Source organism: Bradyrhizobium ivorense, from assembly GCF_900696085.1.
GTDB lineage: Bacteria > Pseudomonadota > Alphaproteobacteria > Rhizobiales > Xanthobacteraceae > Bradyrhizobium > Bradyrhizobium ivorense.
The window spans coordinates 1,593,629-1,613,539 of sequence record NZ_CAADFC020000004.1 but is presented as its reverse complement, the minus strand read 5'-3'; the positions used below and the strand labels follow the sequence as shown (position 1 = coordinate 1,613,539).

Genomic DNA, 19,911 nt, shown 5'->3' with positions numbered 1-19,911 from the left:
GCGATGCGGGTGAGGGGTTCCGCCCTCTCGTGGGACCTGTGCCCCCTCACCCGCGCCTTCGGCGCGACCTCTCCCCGATGGGGAGAGGTGCAACTCGCGGCGCGGCGGCGCTCAACAACGTCAAATCGGCAATGGTAGACAGCAGAGCACCGGGAGCTAATGCCGGCCTCGCCGTGCGGCTGCGCGGGGTGACAAAAATCTATGACAGCGGCGTCGCGGCGCTCGGGCCGCTCGATCTCGACGTCGTCAGCGGCGAGTTCGTCGCGCTGCTCGGGCCGTCTGGCTGCGGCAAATCCACCGCGCTGCGGCTGATCGCCGGGCTCGCGGCGCCGAGCGCGGGCACTGTCGAGGTCTCGCACCATGGCGCGCAGCGGCGCGGCAGCCACAGCATCGGATTCGTGTTCCAGGAGCCGACCTTGATGCCGTGGGCCACGGTGCGCGACAATGTCCGCCTGCCGCTCAAGCTTGCGCGCGCAACCGGCGGTGATGCCGAGACGCGGATCGACGCCGCGCTCGACCAGGTCGGGCTCGCCGACTTCGCGAGGGCCTATCCGCGCGAATTGTCCGGCGGCATGAAGATGCGGGTGTCGCTGGCGCGCGCGCTGGTCACCGACCCCGACATCCTCTTGATGGACGAGCCGTTCGCCGCGCTCGACGAAATCACGCGGTTCCGTCTCAACAATGACCTGCTGGCGCTGTGGCGCGACCTGCACAAGACCGTCATCTTCGTGACACACTCGGTGTTCGAGTCGGTCTATCTCTCGCAGCGCGTGATCGTGATGACCGCGCGCCCCGGCCGGATCGGCGCCGAGTTTCGCATCACCTCGCCGGAGCCGCGCGGCGAGGCGTTCCGGACCTCGGCCGAATATGCCGGGTTCTGCCGCGAGGTCTCCAATGCGCTGGCGCCGTCTTATGCAGGACAGGCCGGCGCATGAAATCTCCGCACGATCTCGTCCGCCTCATCGCTCCGGTCGTGGTGCTCGCCGCCGGCCTCGTGCTCTGGGAAGCGATCGTCCGCGCCTATGACATCCAGCCCTACGTGCTGCCGAGCCCGCTATTGGTGCTGAAAACCCTGGTCAACGACTGGGGCGTGCTGTCGCAATCGCTCGGCATCACCCTGCTCACCACGCTCGAAGGTTTCTTCGCGGCCGCGATCGGCGGCATCGCGCTGGCGCTGCTGTTCAACCAGTCGAAATGGCTGGAATATTCGCTGTTCCCCTATGCGGTGATCCTGCAGGTGACGCCTATCATCGCGATCGCGCCGCTGCTCCTGATCTATCTGGAGCAGCAGACCGCGGTGATCGTGTGCGCCTGGATCGTCGCGTTCTTTCCGGTGCTGTCCAACACCACGCTCGGCCTCAACTCGGTCGATCGCAACCTCGCCGGATTGTTTCAGCTTTATGGCGCCTCAAAGCTGCAGACGCTGCTGTTCCTGAAGCTGCCCGCCGCGCTGCCCTATATCCTCGGCGGCCTGCGCATCGCCGGCGGGCTGTCGCTGATCGGCGCCGTGGTGGCGGAGATCGCGGCCGGCAGCGCCGGCGCCGGCTCGGGGCTCGCCTTCCGCATCGCTGAATCCGGCTATCGGTTGAATATTCCCCGCATGTTCGCGGCACTTCTGCTGTTGTCGCTGGCCGGGATTGTCATCTATGGGTTGCTGGCGCTAGTTTCCCACCTGCTGTTGCGGCGCTGGCATGAGAGTGCGCTAGGAAAGGAAAGCTGATGGCCCCGATTTCTTCCGACAAGATCGATCTCTTGATCTATGGACCGATCAGGCCAATCCTCGAAAACGGCTTTTCCGACCAATACGTGCTGCACAAGGCCGAAAGCCGCGGCGACCTCGAGCGCCTGACGCCGGATACCCTTGCAAAAATCCGCGGCATCGCCGTCACCTATCACACCATGGCGACCGACAAGAACGCGCTGGCGATGTTCCCGAAGCTCGAGATCGTCGGCAGCTTTGGCGTCGGCTACGACCACATCGATTCCCACTATGCGCGCGATCACAACATCGTGGTCACCAACACGCCCGACGTGCTGACCGAGGAGGTCGCCGACGTCGCGATGGGCCTGTTGATCGCGACGCTGCGGGAGTTCGTCAAGGCCGACCGCTACGTGCGCTCCGGCCTGTGGCAGACGCAAAACTATCCGCTCAGCGTCGGCTCGCTGCGCGACCGCAAGATCGGTATCGTCGGCATGGGCCGGATCGGCCAGGCGATCGGCCGCCGGCTCGAAGCCTCGCTGGTGCCGGTGTCGTACCATTCGCGCAATCCGGCCAAGGACGTCAGCTACAGGCACTATCCCGATCTGATCGAGATGGCGAAGGCGGTCGATACCTTGATCGTGATCGTGCCCGGCGGCGCCTCGACCGCGAAGATGATCAATGCCGAGGTGTTCAAGGCGCTCGGCCCGCGCGGCGTCGTCATCAACGTCGCGCGCGGCTCGGTGGTCGACGAGCCGGCGCTGGTCGCCGCGCTGAAATCCGGCACCATCCTCGCCGCCGGCCTCGACGTGTTCGCGGCCGAGCCCAACGTGCCGGATGAATTGAAGGCGATGCAGAACGTCGTGCTGCTGCCGCATATCGGCTCGGCGTCGGTGGTGACGCGCAACGCGATGGATCAGCTCGTGGTCGACAACATCAAGAACTGGTTCGCCGGCAAGCCGCCGCTGACCCCGGTTGCCGAAACTCCGGTGAAGGGCCGCTGATGCCGTTGTCCCGCTTCAGCGCCGCACTCGTCGTGCTGCTGGCCGCCTGCAGCGGCGCTGCCGCGCAGGATGCCTCGACGCTGAAGAAGGACATGATCGGGCAGTGGGAGCTCGCCACCACCGAGCGCAGCAAGACCTGCGTCGTGACGCTGAAGGGCGATGCGGCGCCGCAGGGCTTCAAACTCGAGCTCGAGCCGGCCTGCGCCGCGGCGCTGCCCTTCACCAAGGGCATCACCGCCTGGAGCATCAAGGGCCTCGGCGACATCGTGCGGCTGCAAAATGCCGCCGGCGAGGCCGTGATCGACTTCACCGAGGTCGAGACCGGGATTTTTGAGGGCCTGCGCACCAACGAGGGCGTCTACATCCTGCAAAACCTCGCCGCCGCCCGCTCGCTGGCCAAGTCGATGGACCAGATGATCGGCGACTGGTCGATGGTCCGCGGCAACGGCCAGGCGATCTGCACGTTGGTGCTGACCAACACCGACGCCGGCAACGACAATTTCCAGGTGTTCGTCAAAGGCAAATGCGATCCCGCGATCACCGCCTTCAACCCGACCCTGTGGCGGCTCGATCACGGCCAGATGCTGTTGATGTCGGCCAAGGGCGAGACCTGGCAGTTCGAGGCCGACGACAACGCCCAATGGCGCCGCGTCCCCGACACCGCCGCGCCATTGATCATGCTGCGCGAGCAATGACGGACCGTAGCCCGGATGAAGCGCAGCGCAATCCGGGGCGGTGCATCCGCGGCGAGTTGTGGTCCCGGATTTCGCTTCGCTGCATCCGGGCTACGGTAGCCTAACCTCCCCTTGAAAAGGGGAGGTCGCTTTGCTCGCCAGAGCAAAGCGGGTGGGGATCATGTCTCTCCGCATACGCCGCAGCCCGCGGCTGACCCCCGACCTTCCCCCTTTCAGGGGGAAGGAGAAGCGCTCCACCGGTTGCTCGGCTGCTCCTGCGCGCCCAAAAAAATAATTCCCACCCCCTGTCGATCCAGCTGGCTCCGGATCGTCGTTCCCTGTAGCGAGCCGGTCTTGCGGCGATCATCGCCGCGCCTCGCCCAACAGGAGTTCTCCGATGCGCTTCATGTATATCGTCACCTCCTCGCAACCGCCGCGGCCGCCGACGCCGGCCCTGATGGAGGCGATGGGCAAGCTCGCCGAGCGGGAAATCAAGGCGGGCCGCATGATCGATACCGGCGGGTTGCTGCCGGTCGCGATGGGCGCCCAGGTGCGGATTACGGACGGCAAGCTCAATGTCATCGACGGACCCTTCGTCGAGACCAAGGAGATGATCGGCGGCTACGCGATCTTCGAGCTCCGTAACAAGGAGGAGGCGGTGGCGGCCGCCGTGGAGTTCATGCAGCTGCACAAGGAGCACATGCCGGGCTGGGACGGGACCTGTGAGGTTCGCCCCTTCGCGGCCATGGGCGCCGACGGCGGCTGTCAGGTCGACGTCTCCGCTTGCGCCTGATGCGCAGCGCGGCGATCTCAAGTCGGCGGCGATGACGGCCGCCGACGTCCAGGCCACCATCCTCGGCGTGTGGCGCATCGAGCAGCCGCGGCTGATCACCAGCCTGTCGCGGATGCTGCGCGACGTGCCGCTTGCCGAGGATCTGACCCAGGAAACGCTGGTCGCCGCGCTCGAGCACTGGCCGGTCAGCGGCGTGCCGGAGAAGCCGGGCGCCTGGCTGATGGCGACCGCGAAGCGGCGCGCGCTCGACCATCTGCGCCATGCCAGCATGCGCACGCAGAAGCACGGCATGCTGGCGCATGATCTGGCGCGGGAGCAGGAGACCATGCCCGATTTCGATTCCGCGCTCGACGACGACATCGGCGACGAACTGCTGCGGCTGATCTTCACCGCCTGTCATCCCCGGCTGTCGCGCGAGGCCCGCGCGGCGCTGGCGCTGCGCATGATCTGCGGCCTCACCACGGAAGAAATCGCGCGCGCCTTCCTGCAGGCGGAGGCGGCGATCGCGCAGCGCATCGTGCGCGCCAAGCGCACGTTGTCCGAGTCCGGTCTCGCCTATGAGACGCCGTGCCGCGAGGAATTATCGGAGCGGCTCGCCTCGGTGCTCGAGGTGGTCTATCTGATCTTCAACGAGGGTTATACCGCGGCGCGCGGCGACGAATGGCTGCGGCCGCAGCTCTGCAACGAGGCGCTGCGGATGGGCCGCGTGCTCAGTTCGATCGCGCCGACCGAGCCCGAAGTGCACGGGCTCGTCGCCCTGATGGAGCTCAACGCCTCGCGGATGGCGGCGCGGATCGATGCGGCCGGCGAGCCGATCCTGCTGATGGAGCAGAACCGCGCGCTGTGGGACCGCCTGCAGATCCGCCGCGGGCAGCTGGCGCTGGCGCGCGCCCGCGAGCTCGGCGGCGCCGGCGGCTTCTACGCGCTGCAGGCCGCGATCGTCGCCTGCCACGCCGAGGCCGCCACGTCAGATGCGACCGACTGGCGCCGCATCGCCGCGCTGTACGGCGACCTCGCCGCGCTGGTGCAGTCGCCGGTGATCGAGCTCAACCGCGCCGTCGCGATCGGCATGGCGGAAGGTCCAGCAGCAGCGCTCGCGATCGTCGACGCCCTCGCGCACGAGCCGGCGCTGAAGTCCTATCATCTGCTGCCGAGCGTGCGCGGCGACCTGTTGCAGAAGCTCAGCCGTTTCGACGAAGCCCGCGCCGCCTTCGAAGACGCCGCCGATCTCGCCGGCAACACCCGCGAACGCGAGTTGCTGCTGCGCCGCGCAGCGACGGCGGCACGCGCCGCACGCGACGCGTAAGGTGAGCACACCTCTCAGGCTCCCTCTCCCCTTGCGGGAGAGGGTGGGGAGAGGGGTAAGCCCCGGGCGAGATGATTGCAATCTCGCACGACGCAGTCAAAACGCAACGGAGAGGCACGTCGTGTGGCACCCCTCTCCCTAACCCTCCCCGCAAGGGGGAGGGAACCCTGCCGCTGGTGCGTCCCTTACGGTTGCGTAGCCCGCATGAGCGTAAGCGATATGCGGGACTCTTCGCGACGCCCCCGGATTTCGCTTCGCTGCATCCGGGCTACGAGGTCGTGCGCGCCAACGACGATTTGGTGCGAATGACGGATTAACCGCGATCCCCGCGCATCTTGCTTAACGATTTGCTCAAGCCGTCAGAGGCTGCGCGGCATGGTGCGACGTCGCGCGTCGCCGGGATTGAACATCGCAAATGTTTCCCTAACGCGCGCCGCGGGCGTCGCGTTGGCAACCGGTGCAGAAACCGTGTCAGGCGTCGGGCGGAATTCATCCGGTTCCGGCCAGCGCCGCGCCACGACGTCGTTTGCCGCAGGCGGCGCGAGAATGCCGTCGCTGTGGCAGGCATCGTAAACGTACAAGGCCGCAAGAGATGCGGCTGCGACAGTAAGAACAATCCGGAAAATGGACATTGAAATAACGCCTGCTTGATTGCGGCGAACAATGCCCGGCGACCCGTGAACCGCACGTTGAAGCGACGGATCGATCGGTCGCTACGGTTCCCGGCTGATGAACGGGATGCGTAAATTGCTCGCTTACCAAGGCTCTCAACGGTGCGGCAACCAGCTTTCCTCACAGGCCGGCAAGGAGTCTCTGGCATCGAGGGACAAAGGCAAAAACAGGAGGCACCATGTTCGTCGCCGTCAGGATCATGATTTTGATCGCCAGCGCCTACGCCGGCTCGGCCGTCGCAGAGATGCAGTTCGCGCCGTTGCCGAGCGTCGCGGTTTCAGCCGCGCCGTAGGACGATAGCCCGCGCGGCACGCGACCGGGCGTCGGATGCCGGCGGGCAAATCATGCCGCGAGAACGTGGCTATATGACTCACCAGCGCCGCAACACACCCGGCGTCGTCCCGGCGAAAGCCGGGACGACGGTGGAGATTGATGCGCCAAAATCCAATCCCGTCATCCTGAGGCGCGAGCCTTGCAGCGCATTTGCGCTGCTGGGCGAGCCTCGAAGGATGAATCGGTCCGGCTGGTGGCCGTCGATCCTTCGAGGCTCGCAAGAGCTCGCGCCTCAGGATGACGGGACTGGTGGCTTCGCCAGGACGACGACGGAGAGAGTCGCCCCCTCACATCAGCCGCATCCCCTTCAGGCTCGCATGGCCGTTCTTGCCGACGATAATGTGATCATGCACCGCGATCCCGAGCGGCTTTGCGATCTCGACGATCGCTTTCGTCATCTGGATGTCGGCCTGCGACGGGGTGGGATCGCCGCTCGGATGGTTGTGCACCAGGATCAGCGCGGTCGCGGACAATTCCAGCGCGCGCTTGATCACCTCGCGCGGGTAGACCGGGGTGTGGTCGACGGTGCCGGTCTGCTGCACCTCGTCGGCGATCAGCTGGTTGCGCTTGTCGAGGAACAGCAGGCGGAACTGCTCCTTGTCGGCGAACGCCATGCTAGAGCGGCAATAGTCGATCACCTCGTTCCACGACGACAGCGCGACGCTGCGCTTGATCTCGCCCTTGGCGATCCTCTCGGCGGCGGCGGCGATCAGCTTGAGCTGGTTGATCGCGGCGTCCTTGACGCCGCCGACCTCGCGCAGCCGCGCCACTGGGGCGTGCACGACTTCGGCGAACGAGCCGAATTTCTTCAGCAGCGCCTTCGCCAGCGGCTTGGTGTCGCGGCGCGGGATCGCGGCGAACAGCGCCATCTCCAGCAGCTCGTAGTCGGTCAGTGCCGCGGGCCCGGCCGCATAGAAGCGCTCGCGCAGCCGCTCGCGATGGCCGTGATAATGCGGCGTCTCGTCGGTCTCGTCCGGGCTGTCACTCTTGGCGGGCATCGGCCACAACCATGCCGTGCCGGCCGCGATTTGCAAGCGCCGGTTTGCCTTGGCCGGAGCGCTGAACTACCGTCCGGGGAATCCACAAGGTGTCCGCATGACGTCGTTCAAGGTGATCCGCGCCCGCGCCGAGAAGCGCAAGGGCGGGCCGAAGGCGCTGGAGAAGCTGCTGCATCCGCCGGCCGGCGCCAAGGCGCTGGCAAAGCTCGGCGATGACCGCGTGCTGGCCGAGATGACCCGGCGGGTGTTCTGCGCCGGCTTTGCCTGGAGCGTGATCGACGCCAAATGGGATGGCTTCGAGGCAGCCTTCCTCGGCTTTGCGCCGGCCAAGCTCGCCTTCAAGCCCGACGAATTCTGGGAGAAGCTCACCAGCGACGCGCGGATCGTGCGCAACGGTGCCAAGATCATGTCAGTGCGCGACAATGGCCGCTTCGTGCAGGAGATCGCGAAGGAGCACGGCAGCTTCGGCAAATTCCTCGCGGCCTGGCCGTCGTCGGACGAGATCGGGCTATTGGATCTCTTGGCCAAGCGCGGCAGCCGGCTCGGCGGCAACACCGGGCAGATGCTGCTGCGCTTTCTCGGCTGGGACGGCTTTGTCACCTCGCGCGACGTCGTCGCCTGCCTGCGCGATGCCGGGCTCGACATCGCCGAGGAGGTCAAGTCGAAGCGCGATCTTGCGAAAGTGCAGGCGCAGTTCAACGCCTGGGCCGAGGAGACCGGTCTGCCCTATCTGCATCTGTCGCGCATCTGCGCGATGTCGATCGGGGAGAATTATTCGCCGCAGCAGATCGAGGACCGCACCCGCAGCGATTACTGACCGCGCCGCGGTTACACCGTAACCCACGGCTTCTCGCCGTGGCGCTCCGACAGCGTGAAGATTTCGACGCCGTCGGCGGTGACGCCGACCGAGTGCTCGAACTGCGCCGACAGCGAACGGTCGCGGGTCACCGCGGTCCAGCCGTCGGACAGGATCTTCACATGCGGCTTGCCGAGATTGATCATCGGCTCGATGGTGAAGAACATGCCGGGCTTCAGCGGCACGCCCTCGCCGGGGCGGCCGATATGGATGATATTCGGCTCGTCGTGAAACAGGCGGCCGAGGCCGTGGCCGCAGAAATCGCGTACCACGCTCATGCCCTGCGGCTCGACGAAGCTCTGGATCGCATGGCCGATGTCGCCGGTGGTGGCGCCGGGCTTCACCGCGGCAATGCCGCGCATCATCGCCTCATAGGTCACCTCGATCAGCCGCTCGGCCTTCCGCGCGATCGGGCCGATCGCGTACATCCGGCTGGAATCGCCGTACCAGCCGTCGACGATGAAGGTGACGTCGATGTTGACGATGTCGCCGTCCTTCAGCGGACGGTCGCCCGGCATGCCGTGGCAGACCACGTGATTGATCGAGGTGCAGGTCGAATAGCGATAGCCGCGGTACATCAAGGTCGCCGGATAGGCGCCATTGTCGAAGGCGAACTTGCGGACGAACTCGTCGATGACGGAGGTGGGGACACCCGGCTTGACGATGTCGGTGAGCGCATCGAGGCACTTCGACACCAGCGCGCCCGCCTTGCGCATGCCGGCAAAGCCGCTCTGCCCGTGCAGCTTGATCTGGCCGGTCTTGCGGAGCGAGGTGTCGGTGGCGTCGATATAGCTCATGGGCGGGGCGTTTTCCGGGGCGAAGGGCTGGATTCAGAGCCTAATTTAATGATCGGGGCGGCCGGTGCAAGCCAAGGTTGGGCATGGGAGGATGCCCAAACGGGCTGATTCTGGAGCATGGTCCGGACAAGTGGGCACCGGTTTTCCGTAAAGACCATGCTTAAAACCTAGGAGGAAACCTCGACAACGCTCTCCACGGGCAGGGCGCCGCCGCGGACCCGGAGTTCCCGCACCGGGTAGGGAACGCGGATGCCGTTGGCCTTGAATGCGTCCCACAGCGACAACATCACGTCGCTCTTCACATTGTCCATGCCGTCGGGGTCGGCGATCCAGAAGGTCAAAGAGAACTTCATGCCGGCCTCGGCGAATTCGGTCAGGATGCAGTTCGGCGTCTTGCCCTTGGTGGCGCGCGGATGGGCGCCCGCGGTCTCGATCGCGAGCTTGCAGACCTGGCGCGGATCGGCGTCGTAATTGGTCGAGAACGCGATCTTCACCAGCGTGTTCTTGTCGGTGTAGGTCCAGTTGGTGACCTTCTGCGTCACCAAATCCTCGTTCGGGATCAGGAACTCGCGGCCGTCGCCGGCGGCGACCGAGATGTAGCGGGTCTTCATCGCGCTGATCTTGCCGGAATTGTCGCCGATGGTGACGAGGTCGCCGGGCTTCACCGACTTGTCGACCAGCAGGATCAGCCCGCTGATGAAGTTGGCGACGATCTTCTGCAGGCCGAGGCCGATGCCGACGCCGGCCGCGCCGGTGAACACCGCGAGCGCCGCGAGGTTGATGCCGACCGCGCCGAGCGCGATCACGATCGCCATCACCATCAGCCCGATGCGGATGATCTTGACCAGCAGCACCTGGATCGACGGCGTCAGGTCGGTGGCGCGGTTGATGCGGCTCTCGGCGAAATTGCTCGCCATGTTGGTTGCCCACAGCGTCACGATCAGCAGCGCGCCGGCCTTGATCAGCAGCAGCGGCGTCAGTCGCAGTCCGCCGACGTCGATCGCGAAGGAGTCCAGCGTCTCGGCGGCCCAGTCGAGCTGGCCGATGATGCTGAGCGCCGCGACCAGCCATGCCGCGATCGAGACCAGCTTGACGATGAAGGCGTTGTCGATCACCGAGGTGACGAGGCGGATCACCAGCCAGGCCAGCGCCAGCTTGGCGGAAACCGCGATCAGGTAGCTGCGGCTCGGCCAGGTCGCGTGGTACATCACGATCCGCGAGACGATCATCAGCACCGCGAACACGGCGGTGGAGGCGCTCTTCACCATCACCCGCGCGAAGTGCCGCAGCGGCAGCGGCCAGCGCATCCCCAGCGACGACAGCTCGACGCGGGCGTGGATTGCGGTATCGGCCGCATAGGCGATGCCGGCGGCGGCAAGGATGATGCCGAACTGCAGGTAGAACCAGGGCGACGCGATCTCGGCGCCGACCTGGCGCGCCGCCATTTGGATCGATTCCAGCAGGTCCTTCAGGCCCATGTCCATCGGCAAGATCTCAACTTGAAGTGCGGGTCAGGCAAATGTGATTCGAAGCCACCGTGGAGAATCCCACAAAGGCGCAGCTGCGACCATCGATACAACACAGTGTCGGGGCGACGTCGAGGCGGCGCATGGGCGATCTCGGCCCGACAAAACCGGACCAATTGCCGCTGATGTTCAGAAATGGGGTTGGCGTCCAAGTGTGGCGACGATAAGGATGCAAATACAAGCATTTGATCCCCTCTGAGGCGCATGGCATCCCTCGATTCGGTCAGTCTGGCGATCCTGCTCGGCGCGGTTCTGGTGATGGCCGGAATCCTGTCGAGCCTGTTGGCGCTGCGGTTCGGCGCACCCTTGCTGCTGGTGTTCTTGCTGGTCGGCATGCTGGCCGGGGATTCCGGCCCGGGCCGGCTGCAGTTCGACGACGTCCGCACCACCTATCTGGTCGGCTCGGTGGCGCTGGCGCTGATCCTGTTCGACGGCGGATTGAAGACGCGCTTTGCCAGCATCCGCACCGTGCTGGCGCCCTCGATGGTGCTGGCGACCGCCGGCGTGCTGCTGACCGCGCTGATCACCGCACCGGTCGCAAAATATGTGCTCGATCTCAACTGGACCGAGTCGCTGCTGGTCGGCGCCGTCGTCGCCTCGACCGATGCCGCGGCGGTGTTTCTCCTGGTGCACACCCAGGGCCTGCGCCTGCGCCCGCGCGTCGGTGCGACGTTGGAGGCCGAATCCGGCACCAACGATCCGTTCGCGATCTTCCTCACCTTGATGCTGGTCGAGTTCATCTCGATCGGTCAGAGCTCGGCCTCGCACATCGCGATGGAGTTCATCCAGGAAGCGGTGTTAGGAGCCATCATCGGGGTGATCGGCGGCCGGCTGGTGGTGCTGGCGCTGAACTATGTGGCGCTGCCGCAAGGCCTGCATGCGCCGTTCGTCACGACGGCGGCGCTGGTGATCTTCGGCGGCTCGCAGATGGTGCATGCCTCGGGATTCCTCGCCGTTTACCTCGCCGGTATCATCATCGGCAACCGGCCGACCCGCGCGCATAATTCGGTGGTGACGTTCCTCGACGCCGCGACCTGGCTGGCGCAGATCGTGATGTTCGTGCTGCTCGGCCTCCTGGTATCGCCGCATCGCCTGGTCTCCAGCATCAGCGGCTCGGTGCTGGTGGCGCTGGCGCTGATGCTGATCGCCCGTCCCCTGGCGGTTGCGATCTGCCTCGCGCCGTTCAAGTTCAACTGGCGGGAGAAGGTCTTCATCGCCTGGACCGGCCTGCGCGGCGCTGTCGCGATCTTCCTCGCCTCGATCCCGATGCTGGTCGGACTGTCGAAGGCCTATCTGTATTTCGACGTCGCCTTCGTCGTCGTCATCATCTCGCTGCTGCTGCAGGGCTGGACGCTGGGGCCGGCGGCGCGGCGGCTGCATGTCGCGCTGCCGCGCGCCGAGCGCGGGCCGCGGCGTGTCGAGCTGGATCTGCCCGGCCAGCTCGAGCAGCAGCTGGTCGGCTATCCGGTGCGGCCGAAGAGCCTGTATTTCCGCCGCGGCCTGATCCCGTCCTGGTCGAAGCCGACGCTGGTGATCCGCGACGAGCGAATCCTGACGCCTGTCGAGGCCGATCCGGTCGCGCCCGGCGACTACATCTATCTGCTGGCGCCGCCGGAGCGCGCCGAGGCGCTCGACCGCTTCTTCGTCGACATGCCGCCGTCCGCCGAGCCCGATCCGCATCTGCTCGGCGACTTCATGGTCTCGGGCGAGCATACGCTCAGCGAGCTCGCCGAGATCTACGGCGTCAAGGTCGACGAGCATCAGGCCCAGCTGACGCTGGCGGACTATTTCGACATCTATCTCGACCGCGCGCCGAAGCAGGGCGCCGAGCTCGGGCTCGACACCATCGTGCTGGTGGCGCGCAACATCAGCGGCGGCCGCGTCAATGTCGTCGGTCTGCGCCTGCCGGAGGAAGAGGAGGCGGCCGCGCCGCTGACCCGCATGCAGATGGTGAAGCGCAAGCTCGCCGATATCTGGACGTCCGTTGCGGGGGTCTGAACCTCAGCGCGTCACTGCTTGCGCAGGAAGCTGGAATCCGGCGCGAACTTCTTGATCATGTCGGAGAGGCCATCGTCGCCGGGCGCCGCCGCGTCCTTCGCGGCATCAGTCTTGGCGGAGCCGGGGGCTTTCTCGCCCGAGATCTCGGCCAACGCGGCAAGCAGCGACTGGTCGAGGTCGTCGGCTGGCGCCTTGGGCTTGGGCTCCGTCGCCGGCTCCTTCGCCGGCTCGTTGGGCGGGACCGCGCGGATGTCGGGCTCGCTCTTGGTCGCGGCCGGCGGAGGTGAGGGCGCCGCTGGCGGCTTCGCCGGCTCGGCGCGCTTGGCGGAGGCCTCCGTGACGGCGGCGATCAGCGATGCCTCGAGGTCGGCGGGCGTGCTGGCCGGCATCGGCGGCGGCGAGGGCGGCCTGGACTCCCGGGCCGCGCTGCCGAACAGCGGGCTGCGCCGGGTCACGGGCGCGGGTGGGGTTTCGGTCGCCTTGGCGGGCTTGGGCGGCTCGGCGCGTCCGGTGGCGGCCTTGGCGGCGGATGCCTCCTCGACGGCGGCGATCAGGGAGGCCTCGAGCGCGTCGGCCGGGTTGGCCGGCGCCGGTGGAGGTGGCGGCGCACCCGGTCGTTCGATGGGCAGGATCACCAGGTGCGGCGGGACCCGCGGCGCCGGCGGCGGCCGCGGAGCCTCGGGTGGGGCGGGGGGCTGGGCCGGCTGGCCACCGCGGGCGCGGGCGATGATGCCGTCCACGATCGCGCCGAGGCGGTTCTTGTCCGGGGCGGCCAGGTAGCTGGTGGCGAGCTCGTCGACATATTGCGGGCCGTAGTCGGCCAGCACCTTGGCGAGCCCGGCGAGATCGGGGTCGCTTTCGACCAGCCGGCGCCACGCCTCCCGGTCATAGGGCGCGCCGCTGCGCTTTTCGGACCGGCGCGGCTGTTGCGATGGCGCGGTGTCCTGAGAGGCGCCTTTGGAAGCGTCCTGGGCGAGGGTCGGCGGCTGCAGCCCGGCGCCGACCAGCGGAGCAGTGAAGTCGGCGCCCCCGGCGCCGGCGACGGCGGCTTCTGCCCCGAGCCGGCGGCGCTCGGCCACCTGCAGCGCGATCAGGCCGACGCCCATCAGCAGAAAGCCGAGCGCCGCCCAGGCGATGGTCGCGCAGAGCAGCCCGCCGATCAGCAGCAATATCCAGCCAGTCAGTCGCACAGCCTGCCTTTCCCCTGCCGCCGATCCGGCGCCCGATTCGTAACCTGATGGACAAGCTGGACTATCTTATGCCGATTTTCGCGGGAAACGGCCAGCTAGAGCATGATCCGGAAAAGTGTGAAGCGGTTTTCCGAAAGATCATGCTCAAATAAGAAGCTAAAGCGCGATGACGATCCGACCCAATCTCATCGCGCTTTAGGAGCCGCCGGTCAGCACCCTGACACCGCCGAACGCGGTGACCCGGCCGCCGCGCAGCATCACGATCTGGGTGGCGAGCTGGCGCAGCTCGGCCGCGTCATGGCTGACATAGACCATGGGGATGCCGGCCTCGTCGCGCAGCCGCACCAGATAGGGCAGGATCTCCAGCTTGCGGCCCTCGTCGAGTGCGCCCAGCGGCTCGTCCAGCAACAGCAGCCGCGGCTTCGACAACAGCGCCCGGCCGAGCGCGACGCGCTGGCGCTCGCCGCCGGAGAGCTTGCCGGGGCGGCGGTCGAGCAGGGCGCCGATGTCGAGCAGGTCGACGACGCGCCGGCGCAGCGCGGGATCCTCAGTGAGGCCGTTCATGCGGCGGCCGTAGTCGAGATTCTGCCGGACATCGAGATGCGGAAACAGCCGGGCGTCCTGGAAGACGTAGCCGATGCGGCGGCGCCAGGTCGGCACGTGGATGCCGGCGGCGGTGTCGTCGACGGTGTCGCCGTCGATCACGATGGTGCCGCGGTCGGGCCGCAGCAGCCCCGCGATGATGTTGACCAGCGAGGTCTTGCCGGAGCCGGAGGCGCCGAACAGCCCGGTGACGCGGCCCTCGCTGGCGAACGACGCCGCCAGCGTGAACTCGCCGAGCTGTTTTGCAATGTCGACGCGCAGCATCGCTATTGTCCGTGCAGGCGCGCGGTGGCGCGGCGCGCGAACACTTCTGCCGCGATCAGCGCGCCGACCGCCAGCACGATCGAGATGATCACCAGCCGCGCCGCGGCGGGGTCGCCGTCCGGCGTCTGGATCAGCGAATAGATCGCCGACGAGATGGTCTGGGTCTCGCCGGGGATGTTGGAGACGAAGGTGATGGTGGCGCCGAATTCGCCGATCGCCTTGGCAAAGCCGAGCACCATGCCGGCGAGCACGCCGGGCAGCGCCAGCGGCAGCGTCACGGTCGCGAACACCCGCCAGGGCGCGGCGCCGAGCGTCTCGGCAGCCTGCTCGAGCCGGCGGTCGATCGCCTCGATCGAGAGCCGGATCGGCCGCACCAGCAGCGGAAACGACATCACGCCGCAGGCCAGCGCCGCGCCTGTCCAGCGAAATGCGAACACGATGCCGAGATGCTCGGCCAGCCAGCCACCGACCAGGCCGCGCTTGCCGAAGGTCAGCAGCAGCAAATAGCCGGTGACGACCGGCGGCAGCACCAGCGGCAAATGCACGGCGGCATCGAGCAGCGACTTGCCCCAGAAATCGCGCCGCGCCAATAGCCAGGCCAGCGCGATGCCGAACGGGGTTGCCACCAGCGTTGCGATGATGGCGACCCGCAGCGACAGCAGGATCGCCGTCCATTCGGTCGGCGAGATCTCGAACACTAGTGTCTGTTCCCGAAGTTCGTATGCAAGTGCGGCTCCTCTGTTACGAACTTCGCGAACAGACACTAGCAAGAGTCAATATGCCAGTGCCGCTGATCGATTTGACGTTCCTCACCGTATGCGCGGCAGTCACTGGAGGAACGTCAAATCGGCGGCGCTGGTCTCAAGTCGTCGGGCTGATCAGGAACTTGAAGCCGTACTTCTCGAGAATCGTCTTCGCCGCGGACGAGCGCAGGAAGGCGAGATACTGGGCGGTCTCCGGCTTCGCGGTGGTGGTCGCCGCCACCGGATAGATGATCGCGGGATGGCTGTCGGCCGGGAAGGTGCCGACGATCTTGACGCCGGGCTCGATCTTGGCGTCGGTCGAATAGACGATGCCGAGCACGGCCTCGCCGCGCGCCACCAAGGTCAGCGCCGCGCGCACGCTCTCGGCCATCGCGAATTTCGGCTCCGCGGCCTGCCATGCGCCGAGCTTCTCCAGCGCGGCCTTGGCGTATTTGCCGACCGGCACCGCCCTGACGTCGCCGGTCGCGATCTTGCCGTCGCCGGCGAGCTTGGCGAGGTCGAAGCCGGAGGCGATGGTGACGTTGTCGATCTTGGAATCCTTCGGCGCGATCAGCACGATCGCATTGCCGAGCAGGTTCACCCGGGTCGCTTCATTGATGTTCTTCTGCTTGATGGCGTAGTCCATCCAGTCGGTGTCGGCGGAGACGAACACGTCGGCCGGCGCGCCCTGCTCGATCTGCCTGGCCAGCGCCGAGCTCGCGGCATAGCTGGCGGTGATCTTGACGCCGGTCTTGGCGGTGTAGGCCGCGTCGATGTCGTCGAGCGCGTTCTTCATCGAGGCCGCGGCAAAGACGGTGAGCGTCTTGTCCTCGGCCGCGGCAGGCGAATGCAGCGCGCCGAGCAGGATGACGAAGGCAGTGAACAGTCCGGCAAGTCGTGACATTGGAAGCGCTCCGTGCGAGCTCGCGCGCGAACGAGCGCGCGCAAATCAAGCGTTGGTGGGTACTGGGCCGCGACGGACGGAAGCGCTGTTCCGCGGGTCCCCGACGGACTTACGGTCCTCGGGGATATCGCACTGCAAACATAGCAGGCTGAGGCTTACGGTAAAGGCGACCGTTTGTCTAACCGAGCTATTCGTCCGCCGGCTGGATCACGACCGAGAGCGCGTTCTCCCTGGCGCCGCTGACCTGCAGCACGAAGGGGCTGGCGGCGAGCTCGAATTTCACGGTCTTGCGGATACCGTCGCAATCGGTGGCGTCGGAAAACGCCTTCGGCTTGAGGACACGCCCGTCCTGTACCACGTCGATCCAGGCCCCGGCCGAGAGGCTGATGGTGTAGAGCCCGGCCTTCGGCGCGGTCCTGAAGCTGGCGAAGCCGGCGAAGGTGCCTTCCTTCGGCGCGCGCTCCGGCGGCGTCGGCAGTTTGGCGTCGGCCGGCGCAACCAGCGCCAGCGTGATGGCGGTCGACGGCAGCGCTGCCTGCTCGCTGCCCGATGCGAGCCTGGTGCGATCCGGCGCGGTGAGCGCGGCGCGTGCGTGGTCGATCGGCCATTTGAACTTGTCACAGCCGCTCGGCTCCTCCGCTGCGACAGCGGGTGCGGAGACGATCAACAGCAATGCGGTGAGGAGGGGTTTGTGCATGGCTAGTCCACTCAACATGACGGATGAACAGATCAGCGGCCCCGATCCTTCGCTCGCGCGCGCTTGCGGCGCGCCGATGGGTGCTTTTAACCCATCTCGGAGGCAATTGAAAACCTGCCGGCGCGGAGCCGCGACTAGAGCATGATCCGGAAAAGTGTGAAGCGGTTTTCCGAAAAGATCATGCTCAAACAAAGAGCTAAAGCGCGAGGATGGTTCAACCTGATCTCATCGCGCTTTAGTGTCGCGTTATATCGCGCCGAAGCGCACGCTCACTCCGCTGCTTCGCCACGCAGCGCGGCCTTGGTGCCGTCGGTATTCGCGAACTCGACGGCCACCTTGTTGCCGTCGAATGTCAGGGACCAGGTCTGCATTTCACCATGTCCCAGGATGCGGCGTTCGACCAGGAACGTATGCTCGTTGAGCCAGCGGCCGCGGACGGCATTGATGCCATAGCTCGCCGGCTGGCTGGTGCGGAACGTGCCGTCGAGCCCCATCGGTCCGGTGAATCGATCCTCGATACCATCCGGCTTGCCGGTCTCCGTGGTGATCAGCCAGGAGGCATCCGGTTCGGAGAAGTTGAGGGTGAAAGTCCTGACGCGCAAATCGTTCTTGTCGAGCCGATAGGTTCGCCCCGAGATCGTCTTGGCGAGTTCGGAGGTGCCGCCCAGCGCGGACGGCCGTTCGGTCGCGGCTTGCTGGATCGCGGCGGCGAGCAGGGATTTCGCGATCGGGTCCGCCGGCAAGGCGGACTCCGATTTCACCGCGCTCGCAATGTCGTCGATCAGGCGCGAGGTGGAGAAAAATTCGTCGTCCCGCAACACGCCGGTCATCACCGCAACGATGTCCAGTTTTGGCAGCACCAGAATCAGTTGCGAATGGCGGCCGCGCGCCATGTAGGCGCCTTTTTCGGGCAGCGACCACCACAGATTTCCATAGTGGAATCCGAAGGTGGCCTGCACCGGGCCGGCCTTCGCCCGTTCGACCCATGATCGCGGAATCAACTGCTTGCCGTCCCACATGCCGTCGTGGAGATAGAGATAGCCGATCCGCGCCATGTCGTGCGGCGCCAGATAGAGGCCGGCTTCTCCGTTGCTGTTGCCCTGCGCGTCGACGCGGCCCCACGCCGCGCTGGTGATGCCGAGCGGCGCGAACAGCTCCTTCCTGGCGAAGTCGAACGCGCTCTGCCCGGTCTTCCTCGTGATCAAGGCGGAGAGCAAATAGGGATTGCCACCATTGTAGTAAAACTTGCTTCCGGGCGCATCCGACATCGGCTGGTCGAGCACGAACGCGGCGCGGTTCGGGCTGCGGTACATCTGCATGATCGTCTCGTCCGGCGTGTAGGCCCGCTCGCGCCACTTGATGCCGGATGTCATGTCGAGCAGGTGCTGCACCGTGATCGCCCGCTTGAGGTCGTCATCGTTGGCCACGGGCTTGTCGGAGAAGAGATCAACGATGGCGTGATCGACGCTGTCCAGTTCGCCGCGCTGGGCCTCGATTCCGACCAGCGTTCCGACGACGCTCTTGGTCACTGACCTGAGGTCGTGGGCGATGCCGGCGACATAGGGCGCGTAATAGACATCGGTGACGATCCGTCCGTGCCGGATGATCGTCAAACTGTCCTGCTTGTAGCCGCCGACAGTTTCGATCAGCCGGGCGAGGCTCGCGGAGTCCATGCCTTGCTCCTCGGGCGTCGAAACCGGCCACGATTTTGTCGGCCAGGGAATCTCCGAAGACGAGACTCCTGGCGCTCCCTGGTCATCGGCGGCGTTGGCCGGTGTGCTCAGGTCGGCGAAACATTGCAGCGTCGCGATCAGCGCCGCCGTCATCGCAATTCTGAAGGGCATGTCGGCTCTCCTATTGCTTCTATTGCTTCGCGTCGGGTGCATTCAGCACGGTCTTGCAGGGCGCCGGCAGCTGCGCCAGCGTCATCGGCGGCCGCGGCTTCGGCGGCTTCGGTGGCGGCTTGGGATGCAGCACCGAATCCTTGAACCAGAAGGCGAGGTCGGAGGGCTTGCAGCCTTCGCCCTCGGATTGCGGCTTTTGTCCCTCGCATTGCGGGCTGCCGGGCGGGCATCGCATGCGGATGTGGAAGTGATAATCGTGGCCCCACCACGGCCTGATCTTCGACAGCCAGCTGCGGTCGCCCTTGGCCTCGCGGCACAGCGCCTTCTTGATCGCGGGGTTGACGAAGATGCGCTGCACCGCCGGCTCCTGCGCCGCGTCGCGCAGCACCAGCACATGGCCCGGCGTGAACACCCGCGGATCGATGTCGAGCCGGTCGTCGCGCACCATCATTACCGCGGAGGTCTCTTCACGCTCCTCGCGCGACAGCTTGCGATCGGGCATCGGCGTCAGCCAGATGTCGGCGTCGAGGCCGATCTGATGGCTGGCGTGGCCGGACAGCGCAGGGCCGCCGCGCGGCTGGCCGATATCGCCGACCAGAATGCCCGGCCAGCCGGCGTCCTTGTGCGCCTTGGCCGCCAGCCGCTTCAGCAGCGCGATCATGGCGGGATGGCCCCAATAGCGGTTGCGCGACAGCCGCATCACCTGCCAGGTGTCGCCGTTCAGCGGCATCTGCGCGCCGCCGGCGAGGCAGCCCTTGGCGTAGCCGCCGATCGCCTGCGTCGGCAGTTCCGCCGGCAGCACCTTGCGCGCGAACAACTCCCTCGCCCCGAGCTTCGGATCGTTAGGGTTAGCGAGCGGCGGTAGCGGCTTTGGATTGACGGAGCCCTTGTCCTGCGCCCGTGCGGGCAGGCTGCAGGCGATGACGGCACAGAACAGGAGCGGGATCAGACGCAGGCGGGGTGTCATTCGGATCACTCTGTCTGCATAAAGCTAGCATGGATTTGCCGCG

General features: G+C 66.4%; 19 protein-coding genes. 8 read left to right on the top strand and 11 right to left on the bottom strand.

Translation table 11 applies throughout. From position 1 onward, the window contains the following. Positions 1–131: 131 nt before the first annotated feature. The 6 genes from CI41S_RS08245 (at position 132) to CI41S_RS08220 (ending at position 5,476) form a co-directional block, all read left to right on the top strand. Complete coding sequence (locus CI41S_RS08245; RefSeq protein ID WP_139858399.1) at positions 132–935, top strand: ABC transporter ATP-binding protein; 804 nt, start codon at positions 132–134, stop codon at positions 933–935. Beyond that, positions 932–1,720, top strand: coding sequence for an ABC transporter permease (locus tag CI41S_RS08240; RefSeq protein WP_139858397.1), 789 nt, complete (start codon positions 932–934; stop codon positions 1,718–1,720). Before CI41S_RS08245 ends, CI41S_RS08240 begins: the two co-directional genes overlap by 4 nt. Beyond that, positions 1,720–2,703, top strand: coding sequence for a 2-hydroxyacid dehydrogenase (locus tag CI41S_RS08235; RefSeq protein WP_139858395.1), 984 nt, complete (start codon positions 1,720–1,722; stop codon positions 2,701–2,703). Before CI41S_RS08240 ends, CI41S_RS08235 begins: the two co-directional genes overlap by 1 nt. Next, on the top strand, positions 2,703–3,398 hold the full coding sequence (locus tag CI41S_RS08230; protein ID WP_139858393.1) for an AprI/Inh family metalloprotease inhibitor: 696 nt from the start codon (positions 2,703–2,705) through the stop codon (positions 3,396–3,398). Before CI41S_RS08235 ends, CI41S_RS08230 begins: the two co-directional genes overlap by 1 nt. A gap of 376 nt (positions 3,399–3,774) precedes the next feature. Next, the gene (locus tag CI41S_RS08225; protein WP_139479700.1) at positions 3,775–4,170 is read left to right on the top strand and encodes a YciI family protein; all 396 of its coding nucleotides are present in this window, start codon (positions 3,775–3,777) and stop codon (positions 4,168–4,170) included. Positions 4,171–4,201: 31 nt separating this feature from the next. Next, positions 4,202–5,476 carry an RNA polymerase sigma factor gene (locus tag CI41S_RS08220; protein ID WP_139858391.1) on the top strand — a complete coding sequence of 425 codons (1,275 nt, stop codon included), beginning with the start codon at positions 4,202–4,204 and terminating at the stop codon, positions 5,474–5,476. A 359-nt stretch (positions 5,477–5,835) separates the two neighbouring features. On the opposite strand, the gene CI41S_RS08215 is transcribed toward CI41S_RS08220, so the two are convergent. Both CI41S_RS08215 and radC read right to left on the bottom strand, forming a co-directional pair. Continuing rightward, the gene (locus CI41S_RS08215; protein WP_139858388.1) at positions 5,836–6,108 is read right to left on the bottom strand and encodes a hypothetical protein; all 273 of its coding nucleotides are present in this window, start codon (positions 6,106–6,108) and stop codon (positions 5,836–5,838) included. 660 nt (positions 6,109–6,768) lie between these two features. Further along, a complete protein-coding gene (gene radC / locus CI41S_RS08210) occupies positions 6,769–7,479 on the bottom strand; it encodes a RadC family protein (protein WP_139858386.1) in 711 nt (236 codons plus the stop codon). Between the two features lie 97 nt (positions 7,480–7,576). On the opposite strand from radC, the gene CI41S_RS08205 reads away from it, so the two are divergent. Further along, positions 7,577–8,296, top strand: a complete 720-nt coding sequence (locus CI41S_RS08205; protein WP_139858383.1) for a DNA-3-methyladenine glycosylase I — start codon at positions 7,577–7,579, stop codon at positions 8,294–8,296. Between the two features lie 11 nt (positions 8,297–8,307). Here CI41S_RS08205 and map read toward each other — a convergent pair whose 3' ends face one another. Together map and CI41S_RS08195 are read right to left on the bottom strand one after the other, a co-directional pair. Then, on the bottom strand, positions 8,308–9,132 hold the full coding sequence (map, locus tag CI41S_RS08200) for a type I methionyl aminopeptidase (protein ID WP_139858381.1): 825 nt from the start codon (positions 9,130–9,132) through the stop codon (positions 8,308–8,310). 167 nt (positions 9,133–9,299) lie between these two features. Then, positions 9,300–10,616, bottom strand: coding sequence for a mechanosensitive ion channel family protein (locus CI41S_RS08195; RefSeq protein WP_172627947.1), 1,317 nt, complete (start codon positions 10,614–10,616; stop codon positions 9,300–9,302). 246 nt (positions 10,617–10,862) lie between these two features. Between CI41S_RS08195 and CI41S_RS08190 the strand changes: the two genes are divergently transcribed. Next, complete coding sequence (locus tag CI41S_RS08190) at positions 10,863–12,656, top strand: potassium/proton antiporter (RefSeq protein WP_139858378.1); 1,794 nt, start codon at positions 10,863–10,865, stop codon at positions 12,654–12,656. An 11-nt stretch (positions 12,657–12,667) separates the two neighbouring features. On the opposite strand, the gene CI41S_RS08185 is transcribed toward CI41S_RS08190, so the two are convergent. From CI41S_RS08185 to mepA, 7 genes are all read right to left on the bottom strand, one after another. Beyond that, positions 12,668–13,846, bottom strand: coding sequence for a hypothetical protein (locus CI41S_RS08185; RefSeq protein WP_139858376.1), 1,179 nt, complete (start codon positions 13,844–13,846; stop codon positions 12,668–12,670). Positions 13,847–14,041: 195 nt separating this feature from the next. Then, complete coding sequence (gene modC, locus CI41S_RS08180) at positions 14,042–14,713, bottom strand: molybdenum ABC transporter ATP-binding protein (RefSeq protein WP_139858374.1); 672 nt, start codon at positions 14,711–14,713, stop codon at positions 14,042–14,044. 2 nt (positions 14,714–14,715) lie between these two features. Continuing rightward, the gene (gene modB, locus CI41S_RS08175) at positions 14,716–15,411 is read right to left on the bottom strand and encodes a molybdate ABC transporter permease subunit (RefSeq protein ID WP_139858372.1); all 696 of its coding nucleotides are present in this window, start codon (positions 15,409–15,411) and stop codon (positions 14,716–14,718) included. Positions 15,412–15,574: 163 nt separating this feature from the next. After that, the gene (modA, locus tag CI41S_RS08170; RefSeq protein ID WP_139858370.1) at positions 15,575–16,360 is read right to left on the bottom strand and encodes a molybdate ABC transporter substrate-binding protein; all 786 of its coding nucleotides are present in this window, start codon (positions 16,358–16,360) and stop codon (positions 15,575–15,577) included. A gap of 187 nt (positions 16,361–16,547) precedes the next feature. Then, positions 16,548–17,057, bottom strand: a complete 510-nt coding sequence (locus tag CI41S_RS08165; RefSeq protein ID WP_139858368.1) for a hypothetical protein — start codon at positions 17,055–17,057, stop codon at positions 16,548–16,550. 269 nt (positions 17,058–17,326) lie between these two features. Continuing rightward, positions 17,327–18,901, bottom strand: a complete 1,575-nt coding sequence (locus CI41S_RS08160) for a serine hydrolase domain-containing protein (RefSeq protein ID WP_172627946.1) — start codon at positions 18,899–18,901, stop codon at positions 17,327–17,329. Between the two features lie 19 nt (positions 18,902–18,920). Beyond that, positions 18,921–19,868: a penicillin-insensitive murein endopeptidase gene (gene mepA / locus CI41S_RS08155; protein WP_172627945.1), complete on the bottom strand. Its 948-nt coding sequence runs from the start codon at positions 19,866–19,868 to the stop codon at positions 18,921–18,923. Positions 19,869–19,911: the final 43 nt, after the last annotated feature.

Excerpts from the sequence above, each read along its gene's own strand:
- CI41S_RS08245 (WP_139858399.1), top strand. The coding sequence starts at position 132 with ATGGTAGACAGCAGAGCACCGGGAGCTAATGCCGGCCTCGCCGTGCGG.
- CI41S_RS08240 (WP_139858397.1), top strand. The coding sequence starts at position 932 with ATGAAATCTCCGCACGATCTCGTCCGCCTCATCGCTCCGGTCGTGGTG.
- CI41S_RS08235 (WP_139858395.1), top strand. The coding sequence starts at position 1,720 with ATGGCCCCGATTTCTTCCGACAAGATCGATCTCTTGATCTATGGACCG.
- CI41S_RS08230 (WP_139858393.1), top strand. The coding sequence starts at position 2,703 with ATGCCGTTGTCCCGCTTCAGCGCCGCACTCGTCGTGCTGCTGGCCGCC.
- CI41S_RS08225 (WP_139479700.1), top strand. The coding sequence starts at position 3,775 with ATGCGCTTCATGTATATCGTCACCTCCTCGCAACCGCCGCGGCCGCCG.
- CI41S_RS08220 (WP_139858391.1), top strand. The coding sequence starts at position 4,202 with ATGACGGCCGCCGACGTCCAGGCCACCATCCTCGGCGTGTGGCGCATC.
- CI41S_RS08215 (WP_139858388.1), bottom strand. The coding sequence starts at position 6,108 with ATGTCCATTTTCCGGATTGTTCTTACTGTCGCAGCCGCATCTCTTGCG.
- radC (WP_139858386.1), bottom strand. The coding sequence starts at position 7,479 with ATGCCCGCCAAGAGTGACAGCCCGGACGAGACCGACGAGACGCCGCAT.
- CI41S_RS08205 (WP_139858383.1), top strand. The coding sequence starts at position 7,577 with ATGACGTCGTTCAAGGTGATCCGCGCCCGCGCCGAGAAGCGCAAGGGC.
- map (WP_139858381.1), bottom strand. The coding sequence starts at position 9,132 with ATGAGCTATATCGACGCCACCGACACCTCGCTCCGCAAGACCGGCCAG.
- CI41S_RS08195 (WP_172627947.1), bottom strand. The coding sequence starts at position 10,616 with ATGGACATGGGCCTGAAGGACCTGCTGGAATCGATCCAAATGGCGGCG.
- CI41S_RS08190 (WP_139858378.1), top strand. The coding sequence starts at position 10,863 with ATGGCATCCCTCGATTCGGTCAGTCTGGCGATCCTGCTCGGCGCGGTT.
- modC (WP_139858374.1), bottom strand. The coding sequence starts at position 14,713 with ATGCTGCGCGTCGACATTGCAAAACAGCTCGGCGAGTTCACGCTGGCG.
- modA (WP_139858370.1), bottom strand. The coding sequence starts at position 16,360 with ATGTCACGACTTGCCGGACTGTTCACTGCCTTCGTCATCCTGCTCGGC.
- CI41S_RS08165 (WP_139858368.1), bottom strand. The coding sequence starts at position 17,057 with ATGCACAAACCCCTCCTCACCGCATTGCTGTTGATCGTCTCCGCACCC.
- CI41S_RS08160 (WP_172627946.1), bottom strand. The coding sequence starts at position 18,901 with ATGCCCTTCAGAATTGCGATGACGGCGGCGCTGATCGCGACGCTGCAA.
- mepA (WP_172627945.1), bottom strand. The coding sequence starts at position 19,868 with ATGACACCCCGCCTGCGTCTGATCCCGCTCCTGTTCTGTGCCGTCATC.